Origin of the sequence: Halopiger aswanensis, assembly GCF_003610195.1 — an archaeon.
In the GTDB taxonomy this organism is placed as follows: domain Archaea; phylum Halobacteriota; class Halobacteria; order Halobacteriales; family Natrialbaceae; genus Halopiger; species Halopiger aswanensis.
This window is the reverse complement of sequence record NZ_RAPO01000001.1, coordinates 323,485-345,428: the sequence shown is the minus strand read 5'-3', so window position 1 is coordinate 345,428 and position 21,944 is coordinate 323,485. Positions and strand designations below refer to the sequence as shown.

Annotated in this window: 16 protein-coding genes; 9 read left to right on the top strand and 7 right to left on the bottom strand. The window is 66.1% G+C overall.

What is annotated here, in order from left to right; all coding sequences use genetic code 11:
• Positions 1-40: 40 nt before the first annotated feature.
• Positions 41-1,369 carry a hypothetical protein gene (locus ATJ93_RS01650; protein WP_120242903.1) on the bottom strand — a complete coding sequence of 443 codons (1,329 nt, stop codon included), beginning with the start codon at positions 1,367-1,369 and terminating at the stop codon, positions 41-43.
• A gap of 488 nt (positions 1,370-1,857) precedes the next feature.
• On the opposite strand from ATJ93_RS01650, the gene ATJ93_RS01645 reads away from it, so the two are divergent.
• The 5 genes from ATJ93_RS01645 to ATJ93_RS01625 all read left to right on the top strand — a co-directional run bounded on the left by ATJ93_RS01645 (position 1,858) and on the right by ATJ93_RS01625 (position 9,876).
• Entirely contained in the window at positions 1,858-3,654 is a 1,797-nt protein-coding gene (locus ATJ93_RS01645; RefSeq protein WP_120242902.1) for a hypothetical protein, read from the top strand.
• 64 nt (positions 3,655-3,718) lie between these two features.
• Positions 3,719-4,945: a succinyl-CoA:mesaconate CoA-transferase gene (gene mct / locus ATJ93_RS01640; protein WP_120242901.1), complete on the top strand. Its 1,227-nt coding sequence runs from the start codon at positions 3,719-3,721 to the stop codon at positions 4,943-4,945.
• A 6-nt stretch (positions 4,946-4,951) separates the two neighbouring features.
• A complete protein-coding gene (locus ATJ93_RS01635; RefSeq protein ID WP_120242900.1) occupies positions 4,952-6,178 on the top strand; it encodes a GNAT family N-acetyltransferase in 1,227 nt (408 codons plus the stop codon).
• A gap of 312 nt (positions 6,179-6,490) precedes the next feature.
• Positions 6,491-7,438 carry a hypothetical protein gene (locus ATJ93_RS01630; protein WP_120242899.1) on the top strand — a complete coding sequence of 316 codons (948 nt, stop codon included), beginning with the start codon at positions 6,491-6,493 and terminating at the stop codon, positions 7,436-7,438.
• 629 nt (positions 7,439-8,067) lie between these two features.
• Positions 8,068-9,876, top strand: a complete 1,809-nt coding sequence (locus tag ATJ93_RS01625; protein ID WP_120242898.1) for a hypothetical protein — start codon at positions 8,068-8,070, stop codon at positions 9,874-9,876.
• A 539-nt stretch (positions 9,877-10,415) separates the two neighbouring features.
• Here ATJ93_RS01625 and ATJ93_RS01620 read toward each other — a convergent pair.
• Positions 10,416-10,931, bottom strand: a complete 516-nt coding sequence (locus ATJ93_RS01620) for a DUF7344 domain-containing protein (protein ID WP_120242897.1) — start codon at positions 10,929-10,931, stop codon at positions 10,416-10,418.
• Between the two features lie 756 nt (positions 10,932-11,687).
• Here ATJ93_RS01620 and ATJ93_RS01615 point away from each other — a divergent pair.
• Entirely contained in the window at positions 11,688-12,644 is a 957-nt protein-coding gene (locus ATJ93_RS01615; RefSeq protein WP_120242896.1) for a transcription initiation factor IIB, read from the top strand.
• Here ATJ93_RS01615 and ATJ93_RS23440 read toward each other — a convergent pair.
• Positions 12,637-12,813, bottom strand: coding sequence for a hypothetical protein (locus tag ATJ93_RS23440; RefSeq protein ID WP_170155497.1), 177 nt, complete (start codon positions 12,811-12,813; stop codon positions 12,637-12,639). The two genes, ATJ93_RS01615 and ATJ93_RS23440, sit on opposite strands and share 8 nt — an antisense overlap.
• Positions 12,814-12,902: 89 nt before the next feature.
• The gene (locus tag ATJ93_RS01610; protein WP_120242895.1) at positions 12,903-14,633 is read right to left on the bottom strand and encodes a methyl-accepting chemotaxis protein; all 1,731 of its coding nucleotides are present in this window, start codon (positions 14,631-14,633) and stop codon (positions 12,903-12,905) included.
• A gap of 170 nt (positions 14,634-14,803) precedes the next feature.
• Here ATJ93_RS01610 and ATJ93_RS01605 point away from each other — a divergent pair, with 170 nt between their 5' ends.
• A complete protein-coding gene (locus tag ATJ93_RS01605; protein ID WP_120242894.1) occupies positions 14,804-15,196 on the top strand; it encodes a hypothetical protein in 393 nt (130 codons plus the stop codon).
• Positions 15,197-15,311: 115 nt separating this feature from the next.
• Complete coding sequence (locus tag ATJ93_RS01600) at positions 15,312-17,306, top strand: DEAD/DEAH box helicase (RefSeq protein ID WP_120242893.1); 1,995 nt, start codon at positions 15,312-15,314, stop codon at positions 17,304-17,306.
• On the opposite strand, the gene ATJ93_RS01595 is transcribed toward ATJ93_RS01600, so the two are convergent.
• The gene (locus ATJ93_RS01595) at positions 17,303-17,656 is read right to left on the bottom strand and encodes a hypothetical protein (RefSeq protein ID WP_120242892.1); all 354 of its coding nucleotides are present in this window, start codon (positions 17,654-17,656) and stop codon (positions 17,303-17,305) included. The two genes, ATJ93_RS01600 and ATJ93_RS01595, sit on opposite strands and share 4 nt — an antisense overlap.
• Positions 17,657-18,301: 645 nt before the next feature.
• On the opposite strand from ATJ93_RS01595, the gene ATJ93_RS01585 reads away from it, so the two are divergent.
• Entirely contained in the window at positions 18,302-20,290 is a 1,989-nt protein-coding gene (locus tag ATJ93_RS01585) for a helicase HerA domain-containing protein (RefSeq protein ID WP_120242890.1), read from the top strand.
• Here the strand turns inward: ATJ93_RS01585 and ATJ93_RS23435 are convergent.
• Together ATJ93_RS23435 and ATJ93_RS01580 are read right to left on the bottom strand one after the other, a co-directional pair.
• Positions 20,287-20,454 carry a hypothetical protein gene (locus ATJ93_RS23435; RefSeq protein WP_170155496.1) on the bottom strand — a complete coding sequence of 56 codons (168 nt, stop codon included), beginning with the start codon at positions 20,452-20,454 and terminating at the stop codon, positions 20,287-20,289. The two genes, ATJ93_RS01585 and ATJ93_RS23435, sit on opposite strands and share 4 nt — an antisense overlap.
• 78 nt (positions 20,455-20,532) lie before the next feature.
• Positions 20,533-21,765 (bottom strand): DegT/DnrJ/EryC1/StrS family aminotransferase, encoded by a 1,233-nt coding sequence (locus tag ATJ93_RS01580; RefSeq protein ID WP_120242889.1) that lies wholly within the window; start codon positions 21,763-21,765, stop codon positions 20,533-20,535.
• Positions 21,766-21,944 lie beyond the last annotated feature (179 nt).

Genomic DNA, 21,944 nt, shown 5'->3' with positions numbered 1-21,944 from the left:
CGCCAGTGACAGGACGGAGTCCCGTCAGCGAGACGGTCGGCTACCGTCCGCGGATGCGATCCAATCCGTTTTTCGCCGTCGTCAGCACCGGATACGCGGCGTTGTACACCGGCGTCGGTGCGTTTCTCGCGCCCGCGCGGAAAAGTCGATGGGACAGCGGCGGTTCGGCCTCGTCGACGAGGGCCTCGAGATCGGCCTGAAGTAGCCACTCGAAGAAGGCCTGCTCCCGGGGAGATTCCGGTTCGGGGTCGGCCTCGCGGATCCGATCGCGGATGTCGGCCCACATGTACCGCTCGTCCTGACCGAGGACCCACTCGCCGCCCTCGAGCGCGCGGCGGATCTCGGCGTAGTCGTCCTCGGCGAACGGGTAGCCGTGGGCCGTCGGCTCCAGACCGGAGAGTCGAAGGCCGACGGCGGTCCGATAGCACTTCTCGCAGGCGCCGCAGTTGCCGTCCATGCGCGCGTTGCAGGTCTGAAGTTCGAGCCCCGGCGCCTCGCTCTCGACGTAGTCGGCGATGACGTCCAGTCGCTCCTGACGGGTGAGGTCGTAGGCGTCGTGGTGGCACTCGGTGCCCGTCCAGCGGACGTACTCGTCGATATCGGGCCGCGACCCCCACTCGAGGTCGATCCCGTCCCAGTGGGTCGCCGCGACGTACAGGTCCTCGATCCCGCGGGCGGCGGCCATCGGCGCACAGAGGCCGAGCAGGCCGAGCCCGTGGCCGACGGAGCTGTACCAGGCGCCGTCGACGAACCGCTTGTAGTGGGCCAGCAGCATCGCGTGGTCCAGCGCCTCGAGCGCGTTCGTCTCGACGAAGGCGGTCTCGAGGTCGCGCTCGGCGGCGAACGACGAGACGCGCTCGCGGAGGTGGCGCCAGTCCTCGGCGCCCGAGTCGTCGGGGGCGATGGTCCAACCGCGGATGCTCACGAGCGTCGGCGACTCGTCGCGGTGGCGGACGTACGAGCAGGTGGAGTCGACGCCGCCGGTAAAGAGGAGGGCGCTGTCGCTGCCGTCGGCGGCTGCAGCACCGGAGGCCGGTTCCGCGTCGATCGTCCGCTTTGCGTACAGCGTTCCACCCTCGAGGAAGTCGTACATCCCGAGCAGGCTGGCCTTGACGTCCTCGAGCGCCCGCGCGAAGGTCGCATCGACTTCGTCGACGTAGACGTCCGCGCCGTTGGCCCACGCGACCGGACAGACGTTCGCGAGGACCGGAATCGCGAGGACGCCGTCGGGAACGTCCTCGATGGCGCAGTCGTAGTTGATTCGGAACGGCTCGCCCGTGAAGAATCGCTCGAGGTCGGCCGAGGGACGAATTTCGCACTCGATAGTCGAGCCGTCGGTCTCGAGACGGTCGATGGCAATCGATGACACACCGTGTACTGGACTACGAACGGCTACAAAAACCTGCAGCACCGTTCTCGGTTCGCCGCCGTGAAATCGGTGCGTAGCCGCCGGTCGGCCGCTGACAACGGCGCCGTACGGTGAATTAGCCGATGCCTCAGCGGTCGATCGGGACGAACGACGGACCCGCGGTAGCGGCCCGAGCACCCGACCCCGGTTCGCCGGTCGCCTGTCGGGGTTCGCTCGAGTCCGACTCGTCCGTCACCGGTCCTCTCGCAGCGGCTGGCGTACGGCCGAAACGGACCATTGGGAGCCACGGCGGCGATCGGGCGTGTAGCGGCGCCCGACAGCGACCGGGAAACGCGAGCAGCCGCGCTCGAGGGGAGTAGCTGCCGCTCGGACGACGCCAGCCGATAGGAGCCGCATAACAAACCACGCTATCGAGGACGCTCAGGCCAACCCATGCGTATTCGTATCGACGCCGCTATCGACCCTCGAGCAGGGGGTGATGACGGGCGATGAATCGGACGAAACTCGACGCAGCGTTCGCCGTCGGCTTCGTCGCCGTCGCAGTCGGAATCCTCGTAGCGCGAGCGAACCCCGCGACCGCGTACGAGGCGTCGCTGTATACGGCGACGCCGACGGCGACGTGGGTCGGCCTGGGGATCGGGTTGGCGATCGCCCTCCCCGGTGCGCTCGGCTGTCGCGGCCGCGAGCAAGGGATTGCCATCGGGCTCGGTAGCCTGGCGGTGACGGCGATCGTGAGTCTCCCCGTAATCCGGAACTACCGGTTCGCCGGGATGGGCGACGCACTGACGCACCTCGGGTGGACGCGGGACATCGTCACCGGCAATATGGCGCCCCACGAGTTGATCTATCCCGGCGCTCACTCGCTGGCAGCGGTCGTCCACTACATCGGGGGCGTCTCGATCGAGCGGGCGCTGCTGTTTACCATCGTCTTCCTGTTCGTCCCCTTCCTGCTCTTCGCTCCGCTGGCCGCTCGAGAGATCGACAACACCGGGCTGGCGGCCGGCTGCGCGGCGATCGTCGCGTGGATGGTCCTGCCGATCAACAACGTCGCGACGCACATGGGCGTCCACACCAACTCGAACGCGCTGTTTCTCGTTCCCGTCGTGATCTTCGCGTTCGTGACGTACCTCCGTCGCCGGTCGACGGTCGAACGGCTCCCGTTCGGTCTCTCCCCGTTCAGCGCCCTCGTCTACCTCACTGCTACCGGCTTGTTGCTGGTCCACCTCCAGCAGATGGTCAACGTCGTCGTCCTCGTGGGTGCTATCGCCGGCGTCCAGTTTCTCGCCCGACGCCGGTACGACGACCACCCCATCCTCGAGCACCCGACGACCTACGTTCAAACGGTCGTGCTCGGCGGGATGTTCACGGTCTGGGCGCTCGCCAACGAGCGGTTCCGGAACGCCGTGACGACCCTCGTCGAGGGCGTGCTCTCCGCGGACATCGGCGCTAGCCAGGAGGTCGATCAGCGCGGGACCTCGTTGACCGAAATCGGCGGTAGCATCGCCGAACTATTCGTCAAGATGTTCCTCGACGCGGCGGTGATCGGCCTCGTTGCGGGGCTGTTCGTGCTGGCGACCTGGATCGGCTGGACCCGGACCGACCGCGAGGCGTCGACGTTCGTCACGTACTTCGGCCTCGGACTGATCCCGCTCGGAATCATGTTCGCGCTCTACTTCGTCGGGACGCCCACGATGGCGTTCCGGCAGGTCGGGTTCATCTACGTCGTCCTGACGATCCTCGGCGGCGTCGCGCTGGCACACGCGATCGGCGGCCTCTCGCGGTACATCACGACGCCGGGTGCGAACGTGGTGGCGTCGGTCGGCCTCGGCGCGCTCCTCGTGCTCGGACTGGTGACCGTCTACGCCTCGCCGCTGATCTACAGCCCGACACAGCACGTCACCGACGAGCAGTTCAGCGGCTACGAGTCGAGCTTCGAGCACACGGCCGGCGATCAACCCTACGTCGGCCTGGGGTACGATCCCTACCGGTACGATCACGGGATCAACGGCCTCGAGGGCCAGGAAGAGGCTCCCCTGAGCGGCGCGGCGTTCTCGAGCGGCACGGTCGACCCCGAACAGTTCGAAGCCGGCAACTATAGCGGCGCCTACCGCGGTGTCGACTACTATCTCACTATCTCGGCGTTCGACGAAACGCGGGAAACGGATGTTTATCGAGGGCTCGATGTCAGCGAAGAGGCCGTTGCGGGCGTCGAGACCGACCCAGCGGCCGATAAGGTGATCTCCAACGAGGAGTACGAGATGTACGCCGTTGCTAGCGAGTCGTAAGCCGTCGTAGAACTGAAAACAGTAGCCATAACAAAACCACATTTTCCCGTCGGTGTTGACGATTATGAGCGCTCTCGACGACGTCCGCGTGCTCGACCTGACCCGCGTGCTCGGCGGACCGTACTGCACGATGTTGCTCGCTGACCTGGGCGCAGACGTCGTGAAAATCGAACCGCCGGGCGGGGATTTCGTCCGCGAAACGCCCCCGTTCCACGACGAGGACGATAGCTTCGGTGGCTACTTTCAGAGCATCAACCGCGGGAAACGAAGCCTCGAGCTCGATTTCACCGACGAAGACGATCGCGAGGATTTCCTGTCGCTCGTCGACGCGGCGGATGTCGTCGTCGAGAACTACCGGGCCGGGACGATGGCGAAGTTCGACCTCGAGTACGAGCGACTCGCCGAGCGCAACCCGCAACTCGTCTACGCGGCGATGCGCGGGTTCGGCGATCCCCGAACCGGCGAGAGTCCCAAACAGGACGAGCCGGCGTTCGACCTCGTCGCGCAGGCGATGGGCGGCGTGATGCACCAGACCGGCCAGCCGGACGGCCCGCCGACGAAGGTCGGGTTCGGCGTCGGCGACATCTTCACCGGCGTGTTGCACGCGGTCAACATCCTCGCGGCGCTGCACTACCGGGAGCGAACGGGCGTCGGGCAGTTCGTCGATACGGCGATGTACGACTCGATGGTGAGTCTCGCCGAGCGGGCGGTCTACCAGTACTCCTACACCGGCGAGGTCCCCAAGCGAAACGGCAACTCCCATCCGACGCTGTTCCCGTACAACGCCTTCGAAGCCGAGGACGGCTACGTCGTCATCGCCGCGCTCACCGACCGGCACTGGCAGAACCTCTGTGAGCACATGGGCAAACCCGAGTGGGCCGTCGACTACGCCGACGCGTCGGATCGGCTCGAGCACCGCGACGAACTGCGCGAGGCGATCGCGGCGTGGGTCAGCTCCCAATCGGCCGCGGACGTCCTCGAGACGCTCAACGGCTCCGTCCCCTGCGGTCCAGTTCAGGACGTCGCCGACATCTACGACTGCGAGCACGCCCAGCAGCGGGAGATGCTCGTCGAGGCCGACCTCCCGGAAGCCGACGAGACCGTGACGATCGCCGGCACGCCGATCAAGATGGCCAAGACGCCGCCCGAGCCGGGCGACCGCGCGCCGCTGCTGGACGAACACCGGGACGAGCTCCTCGGAGTCGATATCGCACAGCCACCCGAACCCGACGTCGGCGACGGAGAGACGGAATCGTTCGAAGTTTCGCAAGATCAGTCACAGGACGATTGAACGACCATGGCAACGGACTCATCAAACCGAACGAAATCGGACGCGGAAACGGCGAATAGCGACCGGACCACCGAGACACAGTCAGGGGCAGAGACCGAACGAGAACGCGACTCACAGCCCGACGAGGCGGCGACCGAAGACGACCCGTACACGATCCGTCCCTACGAACCCGACGACAGGGAGGACTTCCTCGAGCTGTACGATCAGGTGTTAGGCGACCGCGACGACGAGTGGTTCCGGTGGAAGTACGAGGACAACCCCTACGTCGATCACGTGCCGATGATCGTCGCGACCCACGAGGGGCGGGTCGTCGGCACCAAACCGAGCTTCGCGCTGGAACTGCGCGCGGGCGAGCGGACGCTCCGGGCGCTCCAGCCGGCCGACGTCATGGTCCACGAGGACCACCGCCGGCGCGGGCTCTACTCGCGGACGACCGAGCGGCTCAAGGAACGGTACCGGGACCGGGACGCCGACCTGTTCTTCAACTTCCCCAACGAGGCGACGCTGTCGGGCAGCCTGAAACACGGCTGGCGGATCGTCGAGGAGGTGCCCACCTACTATCGCGTCCAGCGCCCCGACGCACTGGTCGACGGCGACGGCCACGGGCGCCTCGAGCGGCTTGCAACGGCCGCAGGCCCGGTCGCAGCGGCGTACTTCCGTGCGCGCGACCAGCTGGCCGATCCGCCGACGGACGTCGTCGTTCGCCGGTTCGCGGACGTCCCCGTCGACCAGTTCGTCGACCTCTACGAGCAGGCGATTCCCGGCACCGTACACGCACACCGCGACGAGACGTTCTACGAGTGGCGCTTCGAGAACCCCAAGTGGACCTACGACGCCTACGTCGCGAGCCGCGACGGCGAGCCCATCGCCGGCGTCATCACCGGCACGCGAACCGAGGACGGGACGAAAGAAACCTGCCTGACCGACATCGTCCCGCTGGTGCGAACGCGCGAGCGACGCGACGGCCTCGAGGCGATCCTCGCTCGCGTGCTCGAGGACCGGCGCGACGCGGCGCTGCTCGCGACGAGCGGGCGCGCGGTCGACCCTGCCCTGCTGGGCCAGTTCGGCTTTCGGTCGGATCAGTCGCTGCCGTTTTCGAAGGTGACCCAGCCGACGACCCAGGTAACGTATCCGCTCGCGGACGACGGCGGCCACGAGTGGACCGTCGCCGGCCGCGCGATCGCCGACCCCGCGAACTGGACCGTGACCTTCGCCGAGCAGGACACTTGGTGATCGGCGATAATCGACTCCTATTCTCCAGTTCGATCGCTCGTTTGACAGAAACGGTCGTCGGTCGACCGGTCTCGGCCCCTTCGTCCTCCCTCGAGAAAGTGGCCGGTAGAAGCGCTCTCGGCCGCGGTAATAAGCTATTTACCCGAAAAACACGATGTTACGACGACCGTTTCGACCGGTATTCGTTCATATGTTCGTGAACGAACCGCCGTAGATTGTACCCAAATCCATAGTGTTACAAATATATTCTGTAAATTTAATCCATATTCCCAAGGAAAAGTTTATGAGTGCAAGGCCAGGTTACGCAAGTGTATGGCGCAGAATCCCCGTACGACCGACACGGAATCCGCTCCGACTACAGGCCGTAATTCCGGATTAAGCCGCCGCAACTACGTTCGCTCGCTCGCTGCGGTCGCGACCGCGGCGACCTCCGTCGGCGCTGCCGGCACGGTTGCCGCCCAGAGCCAGGACGACTACGAGGTCGTCGAGGCCACGGGCCAGACCATCCAGGTCGGCTCCGGCGAGACGTGGGAGAACAAGTTGATCGACATGACCACCGGCGGTGACATCGTCATCAGCGCGTACGGTTCCGACTGGACCATCCGCAACATCGGATTCAAGGGCAAGAACACCTCCGGCACCGGCTCCGCCACCTTCGGCATCTGTGACGAGGGCGGCTCGAGCACGATCGAGAACGTCTACCTCGGTGACGGCTCCGACGGCCGTAACGGCGCCGACACCGGGCACGGTCAGACCGCCTTCTGGGTCGACCCGAACCACTCCGGTCACATCGACTTCAAGCACCTGAACATCCAGAAGTTCGCCGACAACGCGATCTACGGCTCCGCCCCCGGAAGCAACGGCGGCGGCACCCTCCACATCGACCGGAGCTTCGCCGCGAACTGCCGTATCTCGCACTTCCGCGTGGCCTCTGAAGGCTGTAAGGTCACGAACTCGAGCGTCTACGTCGACAACCAGGAAGGCTACCAGGGCCGCGGGATCTGGGCCTGGGCCCCTGGCACGATCGAAATTGACAACTGCCAGATCGAGATGAACGGCGCCCACACCGCAATCGATGCGGGCGCGAACGGCAACCCGACCGACGTCGTCGTCACCGACTCCGACTACGACGAGCAGGCCGGCATCGCCGAACACGCCGGCTCGAACGTCCAGCTCGAGAACACCGGCACCGAACCCGAGGCGTTCATCCCGAGCGGCGTCCCGACCAGCCCCGAAGAAGCTGCCAGCGGCGACAACTAACGCAACTCGCGCGTCCACTCCGACTGACTCCCGACGCATCCCCGCCGGGACCCGATTCCCGACTCTTCGGTCCCCGCTGACGCTGCCGGTCCGCCACCGACTCCACTCGACACCGTCAGCCCTCCACCGACTCCCCCGCCGACGTTCTCCCCTCCGCCGCTCGCCGTTTTCGCGATTTTTCGTCGTCACTTTTCTGTCGTTTTTCGTCCGTTAGCACCGTTCCACCGCGTTCTGTGTATTAACGGCCGATAGTTCGTGACGCTTCACGCTGTTCCGATCGCTCCCCGTCGATGGAGCCTCGAGTCGCTGCGATCCGATTCGGCGGGGTCGAGAGACGTGCCGTGCAAAATCGTACCGATCACCGTCGCTGTGTGCCGCCGATTCCGTCCGCTGTGGTCGAAATAGGCCGGTAATAGCGTATTACCGGCGTGAAACAGTTCGCTCGATCGGCCAGATCGCCGCGTAACCATCGGTTCCGAGCCGATTCGCCGTATCGACAACTAGTATAATTCCGTGTGCGAACATCGATTATTTTCTGAATTAACCTTCAGAATGTACGTACTATATGTAAATTTTAAGTCTTTTTAGACGGAAGGTTTATGCTCGTAGTATAGTATTACCCGATCGCAATGGCACGCGAACCTTCGGTACTGGATGGCGGTAAATCCGACGAGAATGGCACTGAATCGTCGGATAGCGGCGGTAATTATGGATTACTCGATCGGCGATCGTATCTGCGCCTCGCCGGCGTGACGACGGCCGCGGCGACGGTCACGGGCTCCGCCGCCGCGGCGGCGGACGACTACGAAGAGATCGCCGCCCGCGGACAGGTCATCCGGATCGGGCAGGGTGAAACGTACGAAAACAAACTATTCGACCTCACGACCGGGGACAGCGTCGTCCTGCTCGTCGAGGGGAGCAACTCCGTGATCCGGAACATCGGATTCAAGGGGCTCCACCGCGGCGACGGGTTCATGATCTCGATCACCGCCCCCGCGGGCGACGTGCTGATCGAGAACGTCTACCTCGGCGACGGCTCGACCAAGGAAGGCGAGAGCTTCGTCCACGGGCCGGGCGCCGTCTTCTACCACCGGACCGCGTCCTGCGACGTCACCTTCCGGCACATGAACGTTCAGGGCTGGCCGAACAACGGCTTCTACTGCTCTAATACCGCCTCCGGCGGCTCGGTCCGCTTCGAGAACTGTTACGGCAAGAACAACGGCGTCTCCACGTACCGCGTCGCGGGCGGCAACGACGCGATCGTCAACTCCGTCGCGTACAACGACGACACCGACTACGGTCCCGGCTGGGGCGGCTACACCGAGGATTCGGGCCGCCCGGTCTGGGTCTGGCCCGGCGGCACCGTCACGATCGAGGACTCCAACTTCGCGGCCGGCAGCTACGGTCGAGCGATGGTCCTGCGCGGCAGCGGCTCGGCCCGGATGACCGGCGGCGCCATTCGCGGCGGCGTGCAGGGATCGGGGCTCCAGCGCTCGAGCGTCTCGAGTTCGCCCGACCTCTCGCGACCCGAGGGCGTCCCGACCAGTCCCGAGGAAGCGGCCGCGGGCGGGTCGACCGGCTCGACGCCGGGCTCGAGTCCGGACGAAAGCGACGACGGAACCGACGAGACCGAGGACGACCGTGAGCTCCCGAACGTCCTCCTCGTCGAGGGCGACGAGGCCGACGTCACCCGCTACGAGTTCGCGGTCTCCGGGACGGTCGAGAAATCGAACGTCGACGGTGCGTCCATCGACGCCGAGGACGAGATCGACGACGGGTTCGTCCACGGCTCCGTCGCGAACTGGAAGGACGCCTTCCGATTCGACGGCGACCTCGAGGAACTCACCGTCGACGGGCCGGGCACCGTCTCCCTCAACGGCGAGCAGGTCGACCCCGCCGACTACGGGAGCGATCTGCCCCACGTCCTCGAGGTGCAGGGCCAGGGCGTGCCGACGAGCTTCGAGATCACGGTCGACGGCGAGATCGAACTCGCCGGCGACGCGGATCCCGACGACGAGGCGACGACGATCTCGGGCTCGACGGTCCAGAGCGCCGTCACGGACGAGACCCAGACGTTCCGGTTCGCCGGCGCGCTGACGGATATTACGTTCACCGAGGGCGAGGCGACCGTGCTCCTCGACGGCGACGAGATCGATCCGAGCGAGTACGGCGACCACGAACTCCTCCCTCACGCGCTCGTCATCGACGGCACCGACGCCGACGGACCGAGCACCTATTCGTTCCGGGTAAGCGGCGCCGCCGTCCGCTCGAACTACCGAAACGCCTCGATCGACGACGAGGACGTCGTCGAGGACCGAGCCGTTCGCGGCGCGGTCGGGAACTGGCTCGACGCGTACTGGTTCGACGGCGACATCGAAGACTTCCGATTCCTCGGCGACGCGGCGGTCGACGTCCAGTACAACGCGCGCGGCCAGTAATCGGCCTCGTTTTTCCACGCGGTGCTGTCAGTCATTCGATTGCTGTCCCCGAATGCGTCGGTCACTGTCACTGATTCGTCGCGGCGGCTTCGATTTACGGCAGTCTCTTCGTGCTGAGTGTGCGTCGCGTTCAGATTCAACTGGGGGTAGCCGGCTGCAGTGCTCCTCGAGTGCGGGATGCGACCGGGGAATTACGCCGTATTGCGCGGGTACAGAATGGCTCCCGCGCCTGGAACAGCGAGCTGGCACGCGAACTGCTCCGGTACTGGATGACGGTCGCCGGGAGCCAACTGTTGGTACGAGCGGGGTGATTAAAAGTCCTTCTCGAGTGAGCGGTTCAGTTTACCGAACGGAGACAGAGTAGGGTTCGCGGTCGAGACGGTGACGGTGGCAGTCACCACGCGGCGACGGCCGTCACGGAACGGGTCAAGAACGAACGGACAACCGTGACGTGAGTCGAGTCGCGCCTGCAACGGTCGTACTGGCCGCGGAGCGATTCGAACCGTGCTCGGGGGCGCGAACGCGGGGTCGAATCGGAATCACTCGATCCGGGACAGTTTCCCGTTGACGTTGCGTTCGCGCTGCCGATTCGTCACGGCGTGGGCGACCGAGAGACACAGGAACGCAGCGACGACGACGCTCGTTCCGGCGTACCATCGGTCCCACCGATCCTGCTGGTGGGTGTCCGTGTCCAGGTACATCATCAGCAGGTCGGCGTTATCCGACAGCGAGATCAGCCCGCGATCCTGATCGTACTCGACGATCCCGGCGTCGTCCATCTTCGGGAGATGGGTCTGATAGAGGGCGACGTAGACGCGCTTTCGCTGGTCGGAGCTGAGCGCGTTGACGTCCGTATCGTTCTCCCAGGCGGCGATCTGCTCCGCCAGTTCGCCTAACGTGACCGTATCGTCGGCCTCGAGGAGATAGGTAAGGACTTCGCGGCGGCGACGGTTCTTCAGGAGTTCGAAAATGACGTCCTTCGAGAGGGATTCGTCATCATCGTCGCCGACCGACGATGCGATTTCATCGGGGAGCGAGGTATCGATCGAGGACATTAGTTTGCGCCTCCGTACGTTGTCGTTACGGGCTGGCCCGTCCGCTGCCGTCGCCAGTAGCTGCCGCAATCACCACCGAACTGTCGGGTCGACAGCGACCGCTGTACTTCCAAACGGCGATTCGCAGTCACGATTGACACACCAAGTTGTACGCCAACACTGATACTCTTAAACACGGCCACGTTTCGCACCGGCTGCAAAGGCGAGGCCGGTACGGGACGACTTCTGCGCGGTGCCGTCGGCGGACGGGTGCGACGGCGTCCCCACCCGCTGCTCGAGGCGCGACCGGGGGCGCGGTATCGGGCCCCTGTGGACGCGTATCGGCGGCGTACGTGCGAAACAGCTATCGAAGACGGAATGTTAGATTCCGCGATGTAGGTCTGCGACACGGCACTCACGAAAACGTTCGACTCCATCGACATAAATTGGACCGTCGGTTCGGTCCCGAAATCGAGGTTTACACGATGAACATTCTGTTTACGCCGCAGGGAGGCCGGAACAATCGATGGCTTTCATGTGCCACGTTCACGTTGTCAGCAATGGGTCGAGGCGACCGTGACCGGTCGCTTCGCCCGGAGACGATCGATGGGACACTACGTCGGTGCGGGCCGGCCGATCGTTTCGAGCGGGCGATCGGTGGCCCGTGCCGACGATTTTTCTCCTCTCTATCGACCGGCATCGGCGGCCACAGTAAGACCGTGTTTCCGGCGAAACCATGTGAGCCCCTTACAGTGACGGCAGCGTTGCACCAGTGTGATGACACAGTCTATTATCGGTCGCGCCAGAAACGACCCCCAGGAGACGAACGCCGAACTGTGTCCCGACTGCGAAACCGATACGATCGTCCACGATCCGGATCGCGGCGAGCGCGTCTGCGAGGAGTGCGGCCTCGTCCTGACCGAGGACCCGATCGATTACGGCCCCGAGTGGCGTGCGTTCAACGCCCAGGAACACGACGAACTTTCGCGCGTGGGGGCCCCGTTGACCCAGTCGATGCACGACCGGGGGCTGACGACGACCATCGACTGGCGCAACAAGGACGCTAACGGCCACTCGATGTCGGCCGAGAAGCAGGGCCAGATCCACCGACTGCGGGTCTGGCAGGAACGGATTCGGACGAAAAACGCCGGCGAACGCAACCTCAAGTACGCCCTGTCGGAGATCGACCGCATGGTCAGCGCGCTCGGCGTCCCCAACCCCGTCAAGGAAACCGCGAGCGTCATCTACCGACGCGCCCTCGAGCAGGACCTCATCCGCGGGCGCTCGATCGAGGGCGTCGCGACCAGCGCGCTCTACACCGCCTGCCGCAAGGAGGACATCCCGCGCAGCCTCGAGGAAGTCACCTCGGTTTCCCGGGTCGACCAGCGCGAGATCGGTCGCACGTATCGGTACATCGCGGACGAACTCGACATCAACCTAGAGCCCACGAATCCGCGCCAGTTCGTCCCCCGGTTCTGCTCGGAACTGGACGTCGGGAAGGACGTGGAAACGAAAGCCGTCGAGATCATCGACGAGACGACCGAGCAGGGCCTACACTCGGGCAAGTCGCCGACGGGCTTCGCCGCTGCGGCCATCTACGCCGCCGGACTGCTCTGCGACGAGACGATCCCGCAGCGCGCCGTCGCCGAAACCGCGCAGACGACCGTCGTGACGGTCAGAAACAGGTACCGCGAGCAACTCGAGGCGATCGACCAGCAGCCGACCGCTACATGATCGACCGCTCGTCCTCGCCGTAGGCGTCCTCGTCGACCAGCGCGTGGAGGTTGGCGTACGGGACGAAGCCGATGAACTCGTCGTCCTCGTCGTACAGTTCTAGTCCCTCGTCGGCGTGGTCGTACCGTTCGCAGACGATCTGTCCTTCCGGGAGGATAGCACGGAACATACGAGTGGCTACGCCGTCCACGCAAATATACCGTTCGCCGCCGTCGGATCGCGACGGGCCACCGGCGCAGTCACGATTCCGGCCGTCCGTCAGCGATCGACGGTAAACGCCGCGAGCTGTCCGTTGAGTTCCGACGCCGTTTCCGAGAGTGACTCGGCCGCCCCCGAAAGTTCCGAGATCGTCGCCGTCTGTTCCTCGGCGGCCGCGGCGACGCCGCTGGTCTCCTCGAGGGTGCGCTCGCTCTCCGCGGTCGCCTCGTCGACCATCGTGACGACCTCCTGGCTCGTCTCGGCCTGGGCGTCGGTCGCCTCGTCGATCGACTGGACGCCCTCGTTTGCCTCTTGGACTCGGTCGGCGATCTCCCCGAGGTGTGCGAGGCTTGCCTCGATCGTCTCGGCGCCGTCGACGACCTCCCGTTGCATCGCGCGGATTTCCTCGACCGCTTCCTGCGTCGAGGTCTGTACGTCGGTCACGATCGCGTCGGCTTCGGCCGTGGCCTCGCCGGTTTCTTCCGAGAGGGACTTGATCTCGTCGGCGACGACGGCGAACCGGCTGCCGTCCGCGCCGGCCCGCGCCGCCTCGATCGAGGCGTTGACCGCCAGCAGGTTCGTCTCCTCGGCGATCTCGTCGATCAGGTCGACGATCTCCCCGATCCGTCCGAGTTCCGCGTCGAGGGCCTCGATCCGCTCGACGATCGCCTCGGAGCGGCGCTCGAGGCGGTCGAGTTCGTCGACGGCCTCGCTGGCGGTGTCCCGACCGTCGCGGGCGCTCGAGGCGGCTCGCTCGGAGACGTCGGCGACCCCGTCGGCCGTCGACGCGATCTCCTCGATCGTCGCCGAGAGGTCGCTCATCTCGCCCCGAACCGACTCGAATCGCTCGTTTTGGGCCTCCGTGGCGGTGGCGATCTGTTCGGCCGACTCGCTGACCTCGGCGCTGGCCGTCTCGATCTCCGCGACGCTCGTCGAGACGTCCGTGCCGACCTCGTCGACCTCGTCCGCAAGTCGCTGGATGCTCGAGAGCGTCGCCTCGAGGTCGTCGAGCGTGGCGTTGAGTGCGTCGGCGATTTCGACCATCGCGTCGTGGTCGCTCTCGATCGTCACTCGGCCGGTGAAATCGCCCTCCGCGCAGCGCCGGAGGACTTCGCGACACCGCTCGGCGTCGGCTTCGAGCGCCTCGTTGCGGCGTTCGACCTGTTCGCGCTGGCGCTCGATCCGTTCGCGGCTCTCCTCGAGGTCGGCGATTCGAGTCTCGAGGCTCGTCTGCATCTCGGCGAGTGAATCACCGAGGTCGCCGGGAACCGACTTTGAGAGAACGTCGGCGTCGAACGCCTCGGTGGCGAGCGCATCGGCCTGGGCGGCGACCGTCGTCAGGTAGTCGTCCATTGCGACGAACGACCGCTGGAGATCGCCGATCTCGTCGGCCTGATCCGGTTCCGGCGGCCGGTCGTCGAGTCGCCCGTTCGCGATGCCGTCGGCCACCGCCCGGAGCTCCTGCAACGGGCGGATAACGTCCTCGCGAGCGATCAATAGCGTGTTGACGAAGGCGACGAGCGCGAGGCAGAAAACGACGCCCGTGAGGACGATCTGTCCCGTCGGAAAGACCGCGAACGCTTCCCGAGGGCCGAGAAAGACCAGCGGGAGCGCGAATACCGCAAGCGTTGAACAGAACTGGAGCACGACCGCGGCCATCATCTTCCGCTCGAGGCTCTCGGTGACGCTCAGCCGATCCATCGACCCCCACAGGAGCGATTCGTACCGCCTGCGGATCGAGCCGGACGCCCCGTCCCGCTCGGCGACCCCGTCCGAAGCAATCGTCGACATACGACGAGACATTCGCCGTCACTTATATGAATTCCGTGCGGATTACCGCGCCGCGGGAAGATCCGTCCTCAAATCCGTATCGGCCGCCTGTCAGCCCCTCAAGGCATCTCTGTCGGTAATAGCGGTTTCCGGCCAGTACGCATTTGTGGGTCTCTCGACGACCCGAGTGCATGGACCGACGTGGATATCTGGCGCTCGCGGGGACGGCAGCGACGGGAGCGCTCGCAGGGTGTGTCGGAAAAGTCACAGACGTGGTCGAAGGAACGACTGAAGAGGTCGGGCAGAAAGCCAACGAGAGCGTCGACGAGACGATGAATACCCTCACGCGCCCGCCGTCCGCTGACGTGCGGGTCGAACACGACGGCACCGTGATCGTCCGCTCGCTCGGCGGGGATACGGTCGGCGTCATGTGCGGCTTTCCGGAAACCGAGTCGCCCGTTGAAGAGGTCGAGACGAGCGAGCGTGCCGTCACCGGGCCGGGAATGCTCGAGGACTGTACCGCAGACCGCCTCGTCGGGGTGAACGAAGCCGGCGACATCAAGGTCATCGAACGACTCGACTGAGCGGATTCCGATCGCGACCGGTCCGACCGACGGTTGACGCCGTCGACGGTGTCGTTGCCCGACGTTCGGCGCCCAAGCGAAACCCGTTTACTCGCGCCGCCGATACGGACCGCCAGTGACGGACGAACCCTCTGTACCCTCGGATCGCGACGACAGCGACGGCGACGGCGACGACGACGCCGACGCAGACGAACTCACGCTCGCGCAGTTCCACGAGGCGTCCCAGCGCGAGGGCCGCCCCGTCCTCACCGCCGGCGCCGTCGCGCGAACCCTCGAGCGCTCCCACGACGAGGTCAGTGAGCAACTCGACCATCTCGCCGAGCGAGGCGACCTCGAGCGGCTCTCGGTTTCGACCGACCCCGTCGTCTGGTACCCGAGCGAACTCGAGGACCTGACCGACAAGGAACGGGTCGTCGTCTTCCCGAAGCGCCGGGAGATCGTCGTCGACCGCCCCGATCAATTCACGCGCGCGCAACTGGCGCAGTTCGCACACCTCGAGGACGGAAACGGCGAGCAGGGCTATCGCTACGTCGTGCGGCCGGAGGACATCTGGCAGGCACCCCACGACTCCTTCGAGGAGCTGGCCCGAACGATGCGCCAGGCGCTGGGCCAGCGCAACGAGCAACTCGAGGAGTGGGTCCGAAGCCAGTGGGATCGGGCCCACCAGTTCCGACTCACCACCCACGAGGACGGCTACACCGTGCTCGAGGCCAAGAGTCCGGAAGTGATGGGCAACGTCGCCCGACAGAAATTAGACGAGGAGCACGTCCACGCCCCGATTTCCGAGACCGAAGACTGGGTTCGCGAGGGAGCGGAGGCCGCGATCAAACGGATTCTCTACGAGGCCGGCTACCCCGTGCAGGACCATCGCGACCTCGAGTCCGGCGAAGAGCTCGAGATCGATCTCGAGGTCTCGCTGCGCGAGTACCAGCAAACGTGGGTCGACCGCTTCGCCGAGGCCGGCGAGGGCGTCTTCGTCGGCCCGCCGGGCAGCGGGAAGACCGTCGCCGCGATGGGCGCGATGGCCCACGTCGGCGGCGAGACCCTCGTCCTGGTGCCGAGCCGCGACCTCGCGCGCCAGTGGGCCGACACCATTCAGGAGTACACCTCGCTCGGCCCCCACCAGATCGGCCAGTACCACGGCGGGCAGAAGAACGTCCGGCCGGTGACGATCGCCACCTACCAGATCGCCGGGATGGATCGGCACCGCTCGCTGTTCGACGACCGCGAGTGGGGGCTGGTCGTCTTCGACGAGTGCCAGCACGTGCCCTCGGACGTCTACCGGCGCAGCACCCACCTCCAGTCCCGGCACCGGCTGGGCCTCTCCGCCAGTCCCATCCGCGAAGACGATCGGCAGAAGGAAATTTTCACCCTCGTGGGGCCGCCGATCGGCACCGACTGGCAGGCCCTGTTCGACGCCGGCTTCGTCGCCGAACCCGAACTCGAGATCCGCTACGTGCCGTGGGGCGACGACGAGCAGCGCAACGCCTACGTCTCCGCGGAGGGCCGCGAAAAGTACCGCATCGCCGCCGAGAACCGCGGGAAGATAGACGAGATTCGGTACCTGCTGTCGGCCCACCCCAACTCGAAGGCGCTGATCTTCGTCGACTACCTCGAGCAGGGCCGCGAACTCGCCGCCGCGCTCGAGGCGCCCTTCGTCAGCGGGGAGACGCGCCACCACGAGCGCCGGCGGCTGTTCGACGAGTTCCGGCGCAACGAGCGCGACCTGCTGGTCATCTCGCGGGTCGGCGACGAGGGGATCGACCTCCCGACGGCCGACCTCGCCATCGTCGCCTCCGGATTGGGCGGCTCCCGGCGACAGGGGACCCAGCGGGCCGGCCGGACGATGCGCCCCGCCGGCGGCGCGCTCGTCTACGTGCTGGCGACGCGGGGCACGCGCGAAGAGGACTTCGCTCGCCGGCAGCTCCAGCACCTCGGCCGCAAGGGGATGACCGTGCGAGAGCAGACGGTCGAGCCCGAGCGGGAGCGGGAGGACGACGAAGCGGCGGACGAGCAAGCGGATGCGGAGGCAGCCGAACGCGACAGCGGGGATGCAGCCGAGGGCGACGTCGTCGATGAAAGTGAACCCGAAACCGAACCCGACCGCTAACCGACGTCGGCGATCGGCGGCGCGTCCGGCTCGACGGCTTCGACCCGTTCGACTTTCTCGACCGTTCGCACGCCCACGCCGTCCTCGAGCGCCGGTTGAACGCGATCGGCGTCGACGTGACCGGACGGGACGGCGGCGCGGACGCGGAGGTCGACGGTCGTGTCGTTGAGCCCGGGCGAGACGTTCCGGATCTCGGCGTCGACGACCGTCTCGACGGCCTCGACTCGCTCGACGACGCGGACGGCGCCCTCGGCGAGGTCGCCCGGACCGCCCAGCGGGACGCGGACGGTGAGGGTCGCGACGATTTCGGTCTGATTCTGCTGCTGCGGTTGGTTGGATAGGTCGGTCATAGGCCCCCGTCGAGAGTCGAACTCGACGTTCGGCCGCGTTGCCGACCGGACGACGACTCGAGTATCGTCCGGACGGACGCGGCCGCGTGTTGACCGATACACCACGGGGGGAAGAGCGCCCCCGCTGGCCGAACGTCGATACCGTCTACAGTGGATCCGAACCGAACGCTCCCCTCACGGGGTGTGGGGATCCAGAGAACGGCGTCGGACCGTCCGGCCGAGCGGCGACGAGTTCCGTTATGCGGCGCGGACGGTTCCGACGTCGACACCGATCCCGGAGAGCTTCGGGATCGAATTACGCGACCGACGGACCAGCCCGCGCGCGCCGGACTCGAGGGCGAGAATACCCTCGGGCCCATAACGAGCGTGGAATGCGCCACCCGTCCCACGGTTGCAGGAACCCGGGAACGCGGTGACGAGCGCGGTGGTGGTCATCGGTCGGAACCTACACGGACAGTGTGGCGCCACTGACATAATTATTTCCACAGTTTGGTAACACACGGCACAGTCATATCGGTCAGCGAGAGCGACAGTCACCCGAGGCCAATATTCAAGGTACCGCGTTCGAAGACTAGGTAGCATGAACGACGCGGCCTCGATCGCCCGAGCGCGAAACCGAACGCGAAATCGAGAGGTGGTGAGCCGGTGAGCGACGACGAGAACCAGCGCGAGGTGCTCGTCGGCGAGACCGACGCCGGCGAGGACCTGTGGCTGCCGGTCGTCGAATTGCTAACCGGCCGCGGGTTCGTGACCGGCAAATCCGGCTCCGGGAAATCGAACACCGCCTCCGTCATCGCCGAGGAACTGCTCGAGGCCGGCTACCCCCTCCTGATCGTCGACACCGACGGGGAGTACTACGGGCTCAAGGAGGAGTACGAGATGCTCCACGCCGGCGCCGACGAGGAGTGCGACATCCAGATCGGCCCCGAGCACGCCGAACAGATGGCGACGTTGGCCCTCGAGGAGAACGTGCCGATCATCCTCGACGTGTCGGGCTACATCGAGGAGGGCGTCGCGGACGAACTCATCCGGAAGGTCGCCCGCCAGCTGTTCGTCAAGGAGAAGAAGCTGAAGAAGCCCTTCCTGCTGGTCGTCGAGGAGGTCCACGAGTACATCCCCGAGGGCGGCGGGGTCGGCGAGACCGGCAACCTCCTGATCAAGATCAGCAAGCGCGGCCGCAAGCACGGCCTCGGCATCGTCGGCATCAGCCAGCGCCCCGCCGACGTCAAGAAGGACTTCATCACGCAGGCCAACTGGCTCGTCTGGCACCGGCTCACCTGGGACAACGACACGAAGGTCGTCGGCCGGATCATCGACACCGAGTACGAGGAGGCCGTCGCCGAACTGAACGACGGGCAGGCGTTCGTCCAGACCGACTGGATGGACGCCGACGTCCGCAAGGTCCAGTTCCGCCGCAAGCGGACCTTCGACGCCGGCGCCACGCCGGGGCTGGACGACTTCGAGCGTCCGGAGCTCAAGTCCGTCTCGGACACCCTCATGGGCGATCTGCAGGAGATTTCCGAGCGCAAGGAGCGCGAGGAGAGCCGCATCCTCGAACTCGAGAACGAACTCGAGAAGAAGGAAAAACGGATCGAGACCTTGGAGGACGAACTCGAGTCGGCTCGGGACATCTCGAACGCCGCGAAACAGATGGCCGACGCCCTGACGCGCCCGGAGACGTTCCAGACGCAACTGCCGGACCGGGACGACGGGGCCGAGGAGCGCCGGCTGCACGACGAAATCGTCGCCCTCGAGGAGGAACGCGACGAACTCGAGGACGCGCTCGCCGAGCGCGACGAGCGGATCGAGGCGCTGGAGGAGGAACTCGCCTCCCGAGCGGAGACGATCGATCGGCTTCGCGAGGCTAACGAACAGCTTCGCGAGCGAGTGCGCGACCTCGAGGACGAGACCGACGGCGACGGCGAGTCGATCATCCAGGTCAGCGGCGACGACCTCGAGTACGGCTACGCGTCCGTCGACGGCGACGACGAGGGCGAACTGGTCGTCGCAGGGGACCCCGAATCGGCGACGCAGTCGAGCGGCGACGGCACGGGCGTGCCGGAACGCGGCCCCCTTACCGGCTACGAGCGCGGGGATTGGCCGACCGTCGAGCACGAACGAGCGTCGACCGCCGGGAAAGATCAGAGCGAGCGAGCGACGGCCCGCGGCCGGAACCACGAGCGCAAGCGCAGTTCCACAGTAGTCAACCGCGGGGAACGGGCAGACGGGACGGACGATGCCGAATCGACCGCGGCCGACGTCGAGGCCGCCGTTCCCGACTACACGCTCGCCGGCCAGCACCAGCCCGGCCACGAGCTCGTGAGTAAACTCGAGGGCACGTCGGTCGGCGAGTCCCTCGAGCGCGCCAGCGAGGGCTCGCGGTGTTCGATCGAGACGGCCGGCACCGTGCTGATCGTCTTAGCGCGCGAGGGACCCCTCCAGGCGGCACCCATCGCGAAGCGGGTCGATCGCTCGACGATCGCCGTGCAGAGCCTCCTCTCGGAGTTGCGCACCGAATCGGTACTCGACAGGACGGGAGAACGGTCGTACGCGCTGGCGGACGATGCCTCCGAGGAGATCGCTTCGCACCTCGAGGACAGCGAGAAGCGCGAGGAGCGTGAGCGGACCGACTAGAGCGATCCCGCGAGTTGCCCGACAGCGAGTCCCAGCGTTACGCCCACGGCGAGCCAGAGGGCGCGTCGCGGTTCGATCCGATCGGTGAGGAGACTGGCGAGGAGGCCGACGAGCGCTGCGCCGAGAAATCCGGCGAGGAGTTGCCGGGGGTCGAGGACGGTCATAGCGGGTCTTCTCAGAACGGATACAAGAAGATATCGCGGCGAGCGAGGCGCGTCATAGCTCCGTAATTCGGCGCAGAACTATCTCGAGAGCCGGTCGCCGATCGCCTCGAGCGTCGACGGCTCGATGTGCTGGTGGACCGGCAGTGCGACGATCGTACTGGAAAGTCGTCGCGCGGTTTCGTAGGCCGGATCGTCGCGGACGGTCGTCGAGAGCCGTGGCCAGGTGTACGCCCCGATGCCGTGGTCCTCGAACGTCGCCACGAGGTCGTCGGGATGATCCGCACGGACCGGGAACGCCAGAGGGCAGATTCCCTCGGGCAGGTCGTCGTAGACGACCGCGAGGTCGTCGCGGTCGGCGAGGATGCGGTGCCACGTCCGATAGTTCGCCCGCCGTTGCTCTCGAATCCAGTCCGGATCGGCGTTCTCGAGGACGTACTTCGACAGCTTCGACATCGGGGTCTTCCCCTCCTCGTATCGCTCTTCGGGGGTGCCGACGGCCGGCGGATCGTCGCCTTCGTCGCTCTCCTCGAGCGTCGTCCCGCCGTCGGGTTCGGTCCTGTCGCTTTCGGGCGGTTCGGTCTCGGTCCCGTTCCGATTTGCGTCCCGACGGTCGTCGTCGACCTGAGTGGAGCCGCCGAGCAGCGCCCCGAGCGACGCGCCGATTCCGCCGACGCCGTCGAGAACGTTTCGGACGGGGGATTTGAGCACGAACGCGCCGTCGCCGAGACCGACGCGACCGCGGACGCCGGCGCTTTCGGACGGTTCGTAGGCGTCTACCGCCGCGTCGCTGTTTCGGTAGAGGACGGCCCCGTTCGGAATCGGGAGCAGTTTCCAGAGACTCGTAACGCCGATGTCCCCGTCCGTCCCGAGCAATCGTCCATTAGCGACGGAAATCGGGGCGTGTGCGTTGTCGTCGATATGGTAGCAGCCGCGTTCGTCCACCAGCGCCGCCACCTCCTCGAGTCCGGGCTGCGGAAAGCCGAAGTAGTTGACCGACATGACGGCCGCGGTTTCGTCGTCGATCCGGGCCTCGAGGTCGGCGAAGTCGGGGGCGAACGAGGGGCGCACGCGGTAGTACCGCGGCTCGAGGTCGAGATCGCGGAACGGTTCGGCGACTGCGTCGGGCAGGTAGGCCGGAATGAGGACGTTCTGACCGGATTCGACGAGTCCGGCGAGACCGTCCCGAAGCGCGACCTTGCCCGAGCCGTAGTAGGTGTAGGCCCTCGCGTAGTCGTCGAAGACCGCCTCGAGTCCCTGGTCGTTCCGGCTCGCGAGCGATCGGACGGATAGCGTCGGCGTGGCGCGGTGCATGCGTAACGGACGGCCGATCGGCGGCCGCGTAGTACGTGGATTCAGTACGCGAATACAGCCTTAGTGATGGGGGTGATACACCCGGTCGCGCGTCGACAGGCACGGCTTACACCCCCCGCGGGTCGTGTGAAGTATTCGACATTCGTGACTGAAAACCTAACTTACGGTCTGCAAGCACT

What these genes read in the sequence shown, in the direction of transcription:
- ATJ93_RS01645 (WP_120242902.1), top strand. Translation starts at nt 1,858, where the DNA reads ATGAATCGGACGAAACTCGACGCAGCGTTCGCCGTCGGCTTCGTCGCC.
- mct (WP_120242901.1), top strand. Translation starts at nt 3,719, where the DNA reads ATGAGCGCTCTCGACGACGTCCGCGTGCTCGACCTGACCCGCGTGCTC.
- ATJ93_RS01635 (WP_120242900.1), top strand. Translation starts at nt 4,952, where the DNA reads ATGGCAACGGACTCATCAAACCGAACGAAATCGGACGCGGAAACGGCG.
- ATJ93_RS01630 (WP_120242899.1), top strand. Translation starts at nt 6,491, where the DNA reads ATGGCGCAGAATCCCCGTACGACCGACACGGAATCCGCTCCGACTACA.
- ATJ93_RS01625 (WP_120242898.1), top strand. Translation starts at nt 8,068, where the DNA reads ATGGCACGCGAACCTTCGGTACTGGATGGCGGTAAATCCGACGAGAAT.
- ATJ93_RS01620 (WP_120242897.1), bottom strand. Translation starts at nt 10,931, where the DNA reads ATGTCCTCGATCGATACCTCGCTCCCCGATGAAATCGCATCGTCGGTC.
- ATJ93_RS01615 (WP_120242896.1), top strand. Translation starts at nt 11,688, where the DNA reads ATGACACAGTCTATTATCGGTCGCGCCAGAAACGACCCCCAGGAGACG.
- ATJ93_RS23440 (WP_170155497.1), bottom strand. Translation starts at nt 12,813, where the DNA reads ATGTTCCGTGCTATCCTCCCGGAAGGACAGATCGTCTGCGAACGGTAC.
- ATJ93_RS01610 (WP_120242895.1), bottom strand. Translation starts at nt 14,633, where the DNA reads ATGTCGACGATTGCTTCGGACGGGGTCGCCGAGCGGGACGGGGCGTCC.
- ATJ93_RS01605 (WP_120242894.1), top strand. Translation starts at nt 14,804, where the DNA reads ATGGACCGACGTGGATATCTGGCGCTCGCGGGGACGGCAGCGACGGGA.
- ATJ93_RS01595 (WP_120242892.1), bottom strand. Translation starts at nt 17,656, where the DNA reads ATGACCGACCTATCCAACCAACCGCAGCAGCAGAATCAGACCGAAATC.
- ATJ93_RS23435 (WP_170155496.1), bottom strand. Translation starts at nt 20,454, where the DNA reads ATGACCGTCCTCGACCCCCGGCAACTCCTCGCCGGATTTCTCGGCGCA.
- ATJ93_RS01580 (WP_120242889.1), bottom strand. Translation starts at nt 21,765, where the DNA reads ATGCACCGCGCCACGCCGACGCTATCCGTCCGATCGCTCGCGAGCCGG.